This window comes from Streptomyces sp. NPDC045287 (assembly GCF_056432325.1).
In genome coordinates, this window is record NZ_JBWKJG010000029.1 from 47,282 (window position 1) to 60,188 (window position 12,907).

9 protein-coding genes and 1 pseudogene are annotated in these 12,907 nt (G+C 72.7%); 8 read left to right on the top strand and 2 right to left on the bottom strand.

Annotation, left to right across the window (positions count from 1 at the left end):
- The first annotated feature begins 974 nt into the window (after positions 1-974).
- The 7 genes from AC07D6_RS31450 to AC07D6_RS31480 all read left to right on the top strand — a co-directional run bounded on the left by AC07D6_RS31450 (position 975) and on the right by AC07D6_RS31480 (position 8,247).
- Entirely contained in the window at positions 975-1,274 is a 300-nt protein-coding gene (locus tag AC07D6_RS31450) for a hypothetical protein (RefSeq protein ID WP_315877676.1), read from the top strand.
- A gap of 498 nt (positions 1,275-1,772) precedes the next feature.
- Positions 1,773-2,867 carry a tetratricopeptide repeat protein gene (locus tag AC07D6_RS31455; protein WP_479050078.1) on the top strand — a complete coding sequence of 365 codons (1,095 nt, stop codon included), beginning with the start codon at positions 1,773-1,775 and terminating at the stop codon, positions 2,865-2,867.
- Between the two features lie 194 nt (positions 2,868-3,061).
- Positions 3,062-4,159, top strand: coding sequence for a polyprenyl synthetase family protein (locus AC07D6_RS31460; protein ID WP_479050080.1), 1,098 nt, complete (start codon positions 3,062-3,064; stop codon positions 4,157-4,159).
- 501 nt (positions 4,160-4,660) lie between these two features.
- Positions 4,661-5,728 carry a polyprenyl synthetase family protein gene (locus AC07D6_RS31465; protein ID WP_479050082.1) on the top strand — a complete coding sequence of 356 codons (1,068 nt, stop codon included), beginning with the start codon at positions 4,661-4,663 and terminating at the stop codon, positions 5,726-5,728.
- A gap of 128 nt (positions 5,729-5,856) precedes the next feature.
- Positions 5,857-6,756 (top strand): UbiA family prenyltransferase, encoded by a 900-nt coding sequence (locus AC07D6_RS31470; RefSeq protein ID WP_479050084.1) that lies wholly within the window; start codon positions 5,857-5,859, stop codon positions 6,754-6,756.
- A 16-nt stretch (positions 6,757-6,772) separates the two neighbouring features.
- Positions 6,773-7,408: an ABC transporter ATP-binding protein gene (locus AC07D6_RS31475; RefSeq protein WP_479050086.1), complete on the top strand. Its 636-nt coding sequence runs from the start codon at positions 6,773-6,775 to the stop codon at positions 7,406-7,408.
- On the top strand, positions 7,405-8,247 hold the full coding sequence (locus AC07D6_RS31480) for a hypothetical protein (protein ID WP_479050088.1): 843 nt from the start codon (positions 7,405-7,407) through the stop codon (positions 8,245-8,247). The genes AC07D6_RS31475 and AC07D6_RS31480 overlap by 4 nt, the downstream gene beginning before the upstream one ends.
- A 96-nt stretch (positions 8,248-8,343) precedes the next feature.
- On the opposite strand, the gene shc is transcribed toward AC07D6_RS31480, so the two are convergent.
- Positions 8,344-10,359, bottom strand: coding sequence for a squalene--hopene cyclase (shc, locus tag AC07D6_RS31485; protein ID WP_479050090.1), 2,016 nt, complete (start codon positions 10,357-10,359; stop codon positions 8,344-8,346).
- A 362-nt stretch (positions 10,360-10,721) separates the two neighbouring features.
- On the opposite strand from shc, the pseudogene AC07D6_RS31490 reads away from it, so the two are divergent.
- Positions 10,722-10,937 (top strand): annotated as a pseudogene (locus AC07D6_RS31490) (putative protein N(5)-glutamine methyltransferase); the annotation flags it as partial.
- A 313-nt stretch (positions 10,938-11,250) separates the two neighbouring features.
- Here the strand turns inward: AC07D6_RS31490 and AC07D6_RS31495 are convergent.
- Positions 11,251-12,438 carry a helix-turn-helix domain-containing protein gene (locus AC07D6_RS31495; protein WP_479050092.1) on the bottom strand — a complete coding sequence of 396 codons (1,188 nt, stop codon included), beginning with the start codon at positions 12,436-12,438 and terminating at the stop codon, positions 11,251-11,253.
- Positions 12,439-12,907 lie beyond the last annotated feature (469 nt).

Sequence of the window (12,907 nt, forward strand, 5' to 3'; positions counted from 1 at the left end):
CACCGAGGACGGCGGCCGGGGCGGGGCGGGAGCGATGTCGGTGGGTGACCGGACGACGGGCAGGGACGGCCCGGCGGCGGCGGACGGGGACGGCCCGGCGGGGGTGGCGGGCAGTTCGGCTGCGGCAGACGGGAGCAGTGACGGCTCGGCGGTGGACGGGGAGGGTTCGGCGGCGGCAGGCGGGAACGGTGGCGGCTCGATGGTGGGCAGGGTCGGCTCGACGGCGGTCGGGAAAGGCTTGGCGGCGAGCGGGAAAGGGTCGGCGGCGAGCGGGGTCGGCTCGACGGGAGACGGAGGCGGCCCGGCCGGGGTGGGCGGCTGGGGTTCCAGGGGGCTCCGCGTCGAAGCGGAGTACGCGCCGGGGCGGGCCCCGGCGGGGCCGGCGTCTCCCGGAGCGGCTTCGCACCCGAGGCGGGCGGCTCCTCCCCGGATGGCCCGTACAGGGCGGCCAGGGGTGGCTCGACAGCGGATGGGAAAGACCTGACGACGGACGGGAATGACCCGACGACGGACGGGAACGGCTCGACGGGAGAGGGAGACGGCCCGGCGGGGCGGGTGGCCGGGGCCCGGGGGGCTCCGCGCCAGGGCCTCGCGGTGGCCCTCGGCGGAGAGCCGCCGGGCGGGTGACCGGGGTCCCAGGGAGCTCCGCGCCGGGGGCGGGTCCGGGCCGGTCGTCGGCGTCTCCCGGGGTGGCTTCGCGCCACGGGCGGGGTGCCTCCTCGGCGGTCGGCTCGTCCCGGGCGGGGCCGGTGGGGGGCCTTTTCGGGGGCCACGGGGCTTCCGGCCCGGGGTCGCCGCGAGCTGCGCGCCGCTCCGGTCGACGTGGCCCGGGCACCGAGCGCATGGTGGTTGCTAGGACCGGCGAACGCTCTCCGAACTTTTCCCGGGAAGCGCTGGACAAGCCTCGCATCACACCTCTGACCAGCGCCACCGTTCCTCCGGCGGGCACGCGGTACGGCGAAAGGGGTGCGGCCATGACCGGCTGGGCATCATGGACGACGGTCAACGTCTTCGCGGGGACGGGCGGTGTCCGTACCGTCGAACTGGGAGTGCTCACGGGGAACCTGAGCGTGCACACCACCTGGTACGGCACCGAGGCGGACGTCGCGGTCCAGTACAGCGGCGGTTCCGACTGGTACACGATGAGCGGCAGCCCCGTGCCGTGCCACTCCGAGGAGGAGAGCCGCGCGCTGCACCAGGCGGCCGTGGAGGCCGTGCAGGAGGGCGGCGGCGCGGTCCTGAGCCACCCGACGTACCACCGCCGGACCGGCTGACGGTCCGGCGCCCCCCGGACCGGCTGAACCCCGGACCCGCACGGCACCCCCGGACCCGCACACCAGCGCCGGACCGGTCGGACTCGCGAACCAGTTGGCCCCCAGGCCGGCTGGTCCCTGGGTCGGCTGGCCCCTGGGTCGGCTGGCCCCCAGGTCGGCTGGCCCCTGGGTCGGCCCGGCGCCCCGGCTGCGCGGGCCCCGGGCATCCCGGGCGTCCGGCCGTGACGGGACGCACCCCGGCGGCCCGTCCCCCGGCGTACGGGTGACGGGCCCGGTGCGTCACACCGTCGTCTCGACCGGAGCCCCGGCGGTTGACCCCCGGCTCAGTGGCGCACCGTCAGGGGCCGTCGTCCGCTCCCGTACGTCTCGGTGATGACGCCGCGTGGTGCCGTAGCACTCAGGTATGACGCGCTGCCCACACATGGGCGGACTCGTGGAACCTTTGTTCGCCCATACCGTCTTGACCGGTGAGAACTGGACCGGCGAACGGAAGTGACAGTGAGTCAGACAGTGGAGACGGCGGGTTCGGCGGTGCGGGGGAAGGCGTTCGCGCCCGAGTACCAGGGGGCCCTCGGGTCGCTGTCGGTGAACTCGTCGCTGACCGAGGTCCTGGAGCGCGGCGTCCGGGAGCTGCGGGCCGCCGAGGCCGCCGGGGAACGCCGGGAGGCGGCGCGGTGCGGGCTCGCGGTCGCGGAGGCGTACCGGCGGCTCGGGCGCGTCGAGGACGCCGACCGGGCGTGGAAGGCCAGTTACCGGGCCGCCCGGGACGCCGGGGACGCGGGCGCCATGGCGTGGGCCCTGTGGAGCGGCGGCACCCTCGCCCGGCAGCGCGGCGCCCTCGCCCTCGCGTACCGGCTGCTGCGGCTCGCGGCCGAGCTGGGCGAGCGCGGCGGGGACGTCGTCGTGCGCGGGTACTCCCTCGCGGGGCTCGCCGAGACCGGGCGGATACAAGGCGACTACCAGGCCGTCGGCGAGCTCCACGAGCAGCTCCTCGCCGAGGCCCGGCGGCGCGGCGAGGCCCGCCACACGGTGTGGGCGCTGGAGGGCATCGCCCAGATGCACCGCAACACCGGCTCGTACGACACGGCGCTGGCCCTGTTCGAGGAGGCCGCCGAGACCGCCGGGCGGGCCGACGACCGGCGCGGCTGGGCGTGGGCGCTGCGCGGGATCGCCGACGTGGTGTCCGTACGGGACGGGGACGCGGAGCGGGCGCTGCGGCTGCTGTCGGAGGCCGAGGCCGTGTGCCGCGACATGGGGCTGTCGAGCGCCCTGGCCTACAACCACAAGATGCGCGGCAACGTCCTGTACCGGGCGGGGCGGTACGAGGAGGCGCGCGACACGTACGCGCGGGCGCTGGAGGAGTTCCGCGCCATGGACGAGCCGCGCGGTACGGCGCTGTCCCGGCTGGGCCTCGCCAAGTCCCGCGCCCGGCTGGGCCGCGACACCGCCGAGACGGCCGCCGAACTGGCGGAGCTGCGCGGCGCCCTGGACCGGATCGGGTTGCGCCACTCCCGCGACATGGTGGAGAAGGCCGCCGCCGAGTTGGGCGTGGGGCCGTTGCCGGCCGGCGGGGAAGGGGGGACGCGGCGATGAGCCCGACCCCGGCTTCACCGGCCCTCCCGACTCCCGCGACTCCCCCGGCTTCACCGGCTTCACCGGCTTCCGCTGCCCTTCCAACTCCCGCAGCCCTCCCGGCTTCACCGGCTCCTACGGCCCTCCCGGCCCCTCCCGCTCCTACGGCCCTCCCGGCTCCTCCCGCTCCTACGGCCCTCCCGGCTCCTCCGGTGGTGACGGGCGCGGGCGCCCTGCCCGGGGGCTCCGGTACGGACGTGGCCACCGGCGCGCACGCCGACGCCGCCGCCCTCCTCCTGCGCTGCCGGGCACTCGTACGGCCCGCGCTCACCGGGGCCGTCGGACGGCTGCACCCGTGGACCGGGGAGATGGCCGCGTTCTCCCTCGGCTGGAGCGACGTGACCGGTACGCCCGAGCCGGGCGCCTCCGAGGGGAAGGGCGTCCGGCAGGCCCTCGCCGTGCTGGGCGCCGAGGCGGTCGGCGCCGACGGGCGGGTCGCCGTGGCGGGCGCGGTGGCCGTGGAGCTGGTCCACGCGTTCTCGCTGCTCCACGACGACATCATGGACGGCGACGCCGTGCGCCGACAGCGCGAGACGGTGTGGAAGGCGTACGGCACCGGCCCGGCCGTCCTCGCCGGTGACGCCCTGTTCGCGCTCGCCGTGCAGTCCCTCGCGGAGGTGCCCGGCGCGCACACCGGCCCGGCCCTGCGGCGCCTGAGCGGGACGCTCACCGACCTCGTGCGCGGCCAGGCGGAGGACCTGTGCTTCGAGGACCGCCCCTGGACGGGCCCCGGCGCGGTGCGGCCCGACGCGTACCGGATGATGGCCGAGCACAAGACCGGCGCCCTCCTCGGTTGCGCGGCCGCCCTCGGGGCGCTGCTCGGCGGGGCGCCCGACGCGACGGTCACCGCCCTGGACCGGGCCGGCCGGCACCTGGGCGTGGCGTTCCAGGTGGTCGACGACCTGCTGGGGATCTGGGGCGACCCGGCGGCGACCGGCAAGCCCGTCCACGGCGACCTGCGGCGGCGGAAGAAGACGTACCCGGTCCTGGCGGCCCTCGCCGCCGGCACACGAGCCGCCCGCGAACTGGCCGCCCTGCTCGACGCGTCCGGCCCGGCCGGGCCCCTCGACGACCGCACCGCCGCCCGCGCCGCCGAGCTGGTCGAGCGGGCCGGCGGGCGCGACGCCGCCCTGGACGAGGCGCGGCGGCACCTGGACGCCGCCCGCCGCTCCCTGCGCGGCGTGCCGCTCGCCCCCGGGGCCGCCCGCGACCTCGACGCGCTGCTGGCGTTCCTGCTGCACCGCGCGGTGTGAGACACCTCCCCGGTGCCCGTGCCGGGTCCTGCCCCGGCACCCGCCCCGGCGTCCGTCCCGGCGTCCGTCCCCGGTCCCGTCCCGGCGTCCGCCGCGCCGTGTGAGGCGTCCGGCGGCGGGGCCGGGGCGGGCGGACCCGACGTCACCGGGAAGCGCCCGCCCCGGTTTCGCGAAGGCACGGCGCGAGCCGCCGCAAAGGGCCGAATACACGCCCGGCGCAAACGGCCCGGAAACACGGGGGCGTACCGGCGCATTCGGGAGTGAAAGCGCCCCTGTCCGCACTTCCGCACGCCCTTCCGAGGTCATGGAAAAGGCCCGGGACATCGGCTTTTCTGGAAGATGTCCGCTTGCTGCTGGGCGAACAGGGGAAATGCGTCGCCCTCGGCCATCTCATAGCACTTCCCGGGGCTGACCACACCGTCCGCGGCATCGCCGCCGACGGCATGTGCCGCCGAATTCCGAAGGTGAGCAGGTAAGCCGCCAATCCAGGGATGCGATTTTATGATTGCTGAAACACTGACGGTCGGGTCCGACTTCTTCGCCCCCCGCGCGGCCATCGACGACCTCTTGTGTGAATTCCTGACGGAAAAGGCGGACACCGCTTCCGTGCCCCGTCAGGCGGCGCTGGCCATGCTGCTGCGCGATTTCCTCAACGCGGGAAAGCGGGTCCGCCCGTTGCTCTGCGTCGCCGGATGGCGTGCGGCGGGCGGCGGGGAGGACCCCGCGCAGGCCGTCAGGCTGGCCGCCTCCATCGAACTGGCGCACGCCTGCGCCCTGATCCACGACGACATCATGGACGGCGCCCGCAGCCGCCGCGGGCAGCCCACCGTTCACCGGCGGCTGGCCGACCACCACCACCTGCCGTCGATGGCGGAGCAGTTCGGGATCAGCGGCGCCATCCTGGTGGGCGACCTCGCCCTCGTCTGGTCCGACGAACTCCTGCACACGACGCCCATGCCCGAGGCCCACCGGGTCGCCGTGCTGCGCTGCGTCGACCTCGCCCGCAGCGAGCTGATCGCCGGGCAGCACCTGGACCTCCTGACCACCGGTGACCTCGGGGTGGACATCGAGACGGCGCTGACCGTCGTCCGCTACAAGACCGCCAAGTACACGGTCGAGCGCCCCTTGCAGGTCGGAGCCGCGCTGGCCGGCGCCGGGCAGCGGGTCATGGACGCGTGCAGCGCCTACGGCGTCCCCCTCGGGGAGGCGTTCCAGCTCCGGGACGACGTCCTCGGGGTCTTCGGGGACCCGGACCGGATGGGCAAGTCGCACCTGGACGACCTGCGCGAGGGGAAGTGCACCAGCCTCGTCGCCCACGCCATGCGCACCGCCTCGCCCGCCCAGGCGGGCCGGCTGCGCGCGCTGATCGGCAACCCCCGCCTGGGGGAGCCGGAAGCGGCCGAAGTACGCGACATCCTCACCGACACCGGGGCCCGGTCCGCGGTCGAGCAGATGATCGAGGAGAGGTACCAGCAGGCCCTGAGCGCCCTGGCCTCGGCGCCCTTCCCCGCCGACGTGGTCCGCACGCTGGTGAACGTGGCGGAGGCGGCCGTGCGCCGAACGGCGTGAGCACGGGGGCGGACGGACACGCACCCGCCCGCGCAGGAAGCCGGGAATCCAGGAAGCCAGGGGGCCGGAGAACCGGAGAAGACCGGAGAACCGGAGAACCGGAGAGCCAGGGAGTACGGGGTCGAGCGATGACGACGATGACGACGAGCACGCGCAGGACGGTGTGGCAGGCCGTCCGGCGGGAGATCCACCTGAGCTGGCTCTTCATCCGCTCCGACCGCTGGACCACCGTCTTCCCGGCCACCTGCTTCGTCCTGGCGGCCGTCGTGCACGTGCGGATGCCCCTGGGCGAGGCCGCGGTGACCGTCGCCTCGGGCGTGCTGTACTTCTGGTTCTTCGTCTACGAGCACACCCTGGCCAACCAGCTCGTCGGCGTCGAGGAGGACCGCGTCAACAAGCCCCTCCGGCCGCTGGTCAGTGGCCGGTGCAGCATCCGGGGCGCCCGGACGCGCCTGATCGCCGTCCGCGTCCTCTTCCCCGTCTACGGCTACTGCCTGGGCGTGCTGGAGTGGGCCCTGATGTGGCAGCTCCTCTCGGTGCTCCAACACGAGTGCGGGTGGGGCCGCCACTGGCTGGGCAGGAACCTCTACGCCGGGATCGGGGTCGTCGCGCAGCTCGCGGCGGCCTGGGAGATCGCCGCCCCCCTCACCCCGGACGCCTGGCGCTGGATCGTGACCCTGATGGTCACCGTCACCCTCCTCATGTCCGTCCAGGACCTCCGCGACATCACCGGCGACCGCGCGGTCGGCCGCTCCACCATGCCGCTGGTCTTCGGCGAGCGGAACACCCGGATCTTCCTGTGCGTCGGCTTCGCCGTCGGCCCCGTCGCCATCCACCACTTCCTGATGGCGCCCGCCGGCCCGCACTGGTGGATCGTCGCCACGGACGTCGTGCTGTGCGGGCTGAGCCTGCTGCTGGCGGTACGGGTGGTGCTGCGGCGCGGACAACTGGCCGACCAGCACACCTACCGGCTGGTGGAGCAGTGGTACACCCTCGCCCTCGCCGCCTCCCTCTACACCCTTCGCTGACCGGGAAAGGCACGACGTGCAGCCGGAATCGACGGAACGGCGGCCGCGGTTGCGGATCAGCGGCGTGTGGAAGGCGTACGGCCGCAGGCAGGTCCTGCGCGGCGCCGACCTCGACGTACCCGCCGGGGCGCTGGTCGGGATCGTCGGCGAGAACGGCGCGGGCAAGAGCACGCTCCTCCAGATCGCCGTGGGGCAGCTCGCGCCCGACCGGGGCACGGTGGTCCGGAGCGGGGCGGTGGGGTACTGCCCGCAGCGAGCCGTGCTGAACGACTCGTTCACCGTCGGGCAGCACCTGCGGCTGTTCCAGGTGGCCTACCGGCTGCCGACGCTGGAGCGCGCCCACGAACTGATGGACCTCCTGGGGTTCGCCGACTGCGGGCGGCAGCGGTCCGCAGAGCTCAGCGGGGGGACGCGCCAGAAGCTGAACCTGCTGCTCGCGCTGATGCACGACCCGCAGCTCCTGGTGCTGGACGAGCCGTACCAGGGCTTCGACTGGGACACCCACCAGCGTTTCTGGGCCCTGGCCACCCGGCTGCGCGACGAGGGCCGGTCGATCGTCGTGGTCTCGCACCTGCTGCACGACCTGCACCACTTCGACGCGGTCGGCCACCTGCGCGAGGGCCGGCTCGACCTCGAGGAGCTCACCCGATGAGGCGTCACCCGACGGCGTTCACCGAGATGCTGCGCTGCACCCTGCTGGGCCACGTCCGCAACCGGACGGCCATGCTCCTGGCGGTCGCGTTCATCCCGGTGTGGCTCGCCGTCACACACCTGTGCGCCGCGGACCGGATGGTGCGCTTCTCCCTGGACTCCGCGGGCGCCCAGGCCATGGGACAGGTGAACCACGTCGGCCAGGTGACCAATGCACTCGGTGCCGTGACGATGGTCAGCGGATTCATGATGTTCATGGAGACGTTCAAGGCCGGGGAGGTGGACCGCCGACTGGTACTGGCCGGTTACCCCCGACTCCACATGCTGCTGGCGAAGGTCGCCGCCCTCGCCCTCGTCGCGGCCCTTCTGGCCCTCTACACCACGGTCCTGCTGTGCCTGTCGCTGCCCGTACGGCAGCCGGGTCCCCTCGCCCTCGCCGTCCTCGGCGCCGGTCTCGCGTACGGCGGCATCGGCCTGCTGCTGGGTTCGCTGGTGCGAGGAGAGCTGGAGGGCTTCTTCCTCGTCATCATGCTCAGCCTGCTCGACACTGGCCTACAGAATCCGACCCTCAACGTGGTCGACATCGCCGGCCGCGGTGCCCTCCCGCTGTACGGCGCGAACCAGTCGGCGCTTACCGCGGCCTTCACCCCCCTCAGTACCTGGGACCTCTTGCTGCCGCCACTCGCCTGGTCGGCCGCGACCGGGGCCCTCGCCCTGCTCGTCTTCCAGGTCCGCACTCGCTCCTACAACGCGTCCGCCGCCACGGCGCCGCTCCCCGGGGAGCCGGAGACGGTCACACGGTCCTCCCCGCCGGTATCCAGTCGGCCTTCCCGCAGCTGATCGGGCCGCGATGCGCCCGCACGGTCAGCTGCACCACCACACAGGGCCGCCCGCCGCCGACCGTCACCGTCGTACGGGCTGCGGCGGGCGGCGCCGTCAGTGCCCGGGTCGGTTGGGCGCGGGTCCGGCCGCGACGACTCCGATGTTCCACCGCTGGGTGTAGCGCCCCAGGGCCATGAGGGGGAAGACGTGGCGGTAGTAACCGTAGTTCAGGGCCTGGGCTCCGGGGACGCCCATGCCGGTGAACTGCGGCTCGTCCCAGGAGCCGTCCTCTGTCTGCGCGTCGATCAGCCATCCCACCCCTGCCCGGACCGCGGAGCCGTCCCGCTCTCCTGCGGCCAGCAACGCGAGCAGCGCCCAGGCCGTCTGCGACGGTGTGGACGGGCCCCTTCCGGCGTACGCCGGATCCTCGTACGAGCGCCAGTCCTCGCCCCAGCCCCCGTCGGGGTTCTGCACGGAGACCAGCCAGGTGACGGCACGCCGGATAGCGGGGGCGTCGAGCGGGACGCCTGCGGCCACGAGAGCCGGGACGGCACAGCCGGTGCCGTAGAGGTGGTTGATCCCCCAGCGGCCGAACCACGCACCACTGTCCTCCTGGTGGTCGAGCAGCCAGCGGACGCCTCGCCGGGTACGGGGGTCGTCCTGCCGTCCCAGGGCGGACAGCATCTCCACCACGTGGGCGGTGACGTCGGCGGTCGGCGGGTCGGCGCAGTATTCACCGATGTCGAAAAAGGGAAGTTCTCCGGCGAGCGTGCTGGTGCTGTCGGCCTCGAAGGCACCCCACCCACCGTCCTTGCCCTGCATGCCGCAGGTCCACCGCGCCGCCCTGCTCACCGCGTCGCCGACGCGGTCCTGGTCATGATGGGCGACACGGCGCAGCGCGAGGATCACCTCGGAGGTGTCGTCGTTGTCGGGATACGACTGGTTGTGGAACTCGAAGGACCAGCCGCCCGGAGCGAGGCCGGGCCGCTGTAGGGTCCAGTCACCGGATCGCGTGGTCTGCCGGGTGAGCAGCCAGTCCGCGGCCCTGATCAGCGCCGGGTGGTCCGTGGGCAGCCCCGCGTCGGCGAGCGCGGTGGTGGACAGGGCGGTGTCCCAAACCGGGGACTGGACCGTCTCGATCAACCGCGTGTCATCCCCGGACCAGACAGCGCTGCTCTCCAGGAAACCGAGGGCCGCCTTGAGCACCGGATGGTCCAGCGCGTAACCGTGCAGGTGTAGAGCGAGCGCCGCGTAGACGGTCATCGTGCTGTACCCACTCCAGCTGCCATCCGACTCCTGGCGTTCGAGCATCCAGCGGACGCAGGCGTTCACCGCCGCCCGGCGCACCGGGCGGGGGGCGACCTTGCGGTAGACGCGCAGGGCGCGGTCCAGACGTCGGAACACGCCTTCCCGGCCACCGAGCGGCGGCGGGACCGCCGTACGGACGGGAGGGCCGCCGACGGTGAACAGTTCATCGAGACTGAAGGATGCCGGTCTGACGGGTCGATGGGCGCTGATGACCGTCATCGGCACGAGCACCAGGCGGATCCAGGAGTTGAAGGAGTAGAGGTTCAGGGGCGCCCAGGTCGGCAACGCGATGATCTCCGGCGGCATCTCGGGCAGGTCTTCCCAGCGCCACCAGCCGAACAGGGCGAGCCAGAAGTGGGTCGTCAGTTCACCGGCCGCGACGCCCCCCTGTTCCCGGACCCACGCAGCGGCCCGGAGCATGTGCGCCTCGTCCGGGCGGTCCCCGACGAGACGGAGAGCCGCGTACGCCTGGATGGTGGTTCCCAGGCGGCCGGGGCCGTCGTGGACGAGGGACCAAGTGCCGTCCGCGCGCTGCCGGGAACGGATCCACCGGCCGGTCGCCGCGGTCACACGCTCGTCCTCGATGCCCAAGAACCGGCGGAGGAAGAGCTCCTGGGCCTCGTAGGCGACATCGGACTCCGTGACGCCCTTCCAGTACCCCTCGGCATGCTGCCGCGACAGCAAGCAGTCCGTGGCGCGCCGCACCGCGCGGCGGGCCGCCTCCTCCGTCCCGTCGGCCGGGGCGGAGGCGGATCTCGCGCCCGGGGCTCCGGTCGGGGGTGGACTCTTCGGTCGTGACGCGCCGTCCGCTGTCGTCGTCATGTCTTCCTGCACCCTCCGGTGGTCCGGAACTGTGTACGCCGCGCCGGCAGCCGCCACCCGCGGCGGAGAGTCGCCGGGACCGGGCGCCGCGGGTGCACCGCGGCACGGCGGCCCCTAGGGGCGAACGCCACAAAGTAACCCGTAAGCGACGGCCGGTGACGCCCGTCACCCGGAGCGTCACCCGTCCGGCCCACCAGGGACCACGGCGGGCCGCGAGGTGCCTCGGCAGACCGCGAGGGAGGCGTGGGGGGCGACAGACCCGAAGAGTCCGGCAGACCGCGAAGGGCCGAGAAGCCGCGGCGGGCCTCCGCCCCTGCCACGGACCGCGCCGCGGCGGGCCGCCGCGGCACGGTCCGGTGCGCGGCAGCGCCGGACAGGACGTACTGCGCCGGGTCGCGGCGGAGGCGGCGCGCTGGCTGGCCCCAGGGGGCGTCCTGCTGTTCGAGACGAGCGAGCGCCAGTCCGCCGAGGCGGTCCGCCTCCTCGCCTCCCGCGGCCTGACCCCGCGCGTGGAGACCGACGACGAGCGGTACGCGACGGTCGTGACGGGCACGGCCCCTTCGCCACACCCCGGCTGAGCCCGTCCACCACCCGTCGGACTCCGAAGGTCCCCTGGTCGCGGAGGACCTCGTCCGCCTTCCGCCCGGCGGCCGGGTACCACCGGACGGGCAACGCCGTCGCCGGGCGACCGCCCCACCCAGCCGCTCCGGGACGCCCAACCGGTACGCCGCCTTCACCCGGACCGCCTTGGCAAAGAGCCAACCGGCCGAGACGCAGGGGGCATCGGCTTGCCGCGCATCGCGGCCGAACGGTTGCCGACAACCGGTCATGCGGAACAGGAAGCTCCGACGGGAGGAGATCCGTCGGGGCTTCCAGCGTTCACTCGGGCGGTCAGAAACGTACGCGCGCTTGTTTCGCCAGCGCGGTAAGCCGCGGGTTGCTGCGCTTGTGCTTCGAGGTGAGCACGCGGAGTAGTTCTTGAGCGGTCGGGTGTACGCGCGCCATTTGAGGTGCGAGTTTCCACGCCTTTTCCAACTCTTCGAGGGCTCGTTCCCGGTCATTGAGAGCAAGGCTTGACCGAGCCAGATTCATATGCAGAGGGCTTGTTCGCGTGGCGGGAAGAATCAGTTTCCCCGCCCTCTCGATCCGTTCTAGGTCATCCATCGTGGCGAACGCGTCTGCATGCCGATCGAGATCAGCGGATGTTGCAATGACATGCACGGCAGTATTCTGCGGACCGAAGTGGATACCCAAACGGTTCACATCCTGGTTGAAATTCTCGGCAAGCCGCCACGCCTTTGCAATATGGCGATCCGCGGTTTGGCGATCTCCCAGCCGCCCCGCAAGCGTAAGGCCACGAAGGTGGAGGATGCCGAGGGCATATGCTCTGCCGGGGCCGTCTTCAGCCGTGCTTTCCACCCTCACTAGGCCCCGGTCAACCACTGCCAAGCCGTCCGAGAAATCCCCGTGGTTCAGGTGTACGCCTGCTTCGTCACGGGCGGCGACGGCGAGAGTAAGCGGATCGGCTTGCTGTGCGGCGAGCTTCTGCTTTGTCACAGCCAAGTCGGCAAGTGTCATCCATCGGTGACGAGCTGCGAGCCAATACACGGTGGAGTACGCCTCCGCGACCATGGCCCATGCTTCGGGTGTGCCTGTCGCGTGCGCATGGTTCGTCGCCGCTGAGACCAATTCAGGTAGCCCAGCCAGGACTTCCCGGAGTTTGGCCTTTCCTCGCAGTACGACCATCTCGGCAAGGCGGCTACGCAGCTCCGGTTCGCCCATCTCGGGCGGGTGCGCCAAGTCGAAACGCCTGATAGCGCTATTGAGCGCCCGGAGTTTGGATTCGTCTTCGGCCTGGACGGGAACTTTGCCGTTGACTACTTCGAGGCCAACGCCCAAGGCTTGGGCCAGTGCTGCCGCGACTCCCTGTGTGAGCGCGCGTTCCCCGCGTTCGATCTTCCCTAGGAGACTCTTCGAGATTCCGGCCCTGGCGGCTAGCTGGTCCTGCCCCCAGCCCCGTTCCTTGCGGAGCACGGCGACGTTGGCCCCGGGCCCCGGCACTTCGATGATCGCACCCATGCTTGTGCTTCCGATCGGCGTCGTGGGTCTCCATCGTCTCAGGATTCGCATTCCCCGGCCCTGGGCGTTGTGCACTTCCTGTGCACTTTCGCTGTGGATGCGCACCGTTAGATAGGCGTCACACCCGGTCAGCGAGAGGGGAAACGAATGGGACCGCGTTCACGGCATCCTTCCGGCGGCGCGTGTACGGGGGCCACCCTGGCGTCGAGGACTACACCGGTCGAGTTGGAGCCCATGCCCATCAAGGGCTGCAAGACGTGCGGCGCTCTGGCGGCGGCCCGGAGCCGGTCGCGGCACAGCGAAGTAACGACCCGGAGCCTGAGCGACCAGACCGGGAACCACCCGCATCAGCGGGCGACCGACTGGAGGCCGGTGTGACGACCACCGTGACGTTCAAGAACGGGGACCTGGTCAAGGACCTCACACGCGGCGCGTTCGGTACGGTCCGGCGCCGGGAGATGGGCGTTTT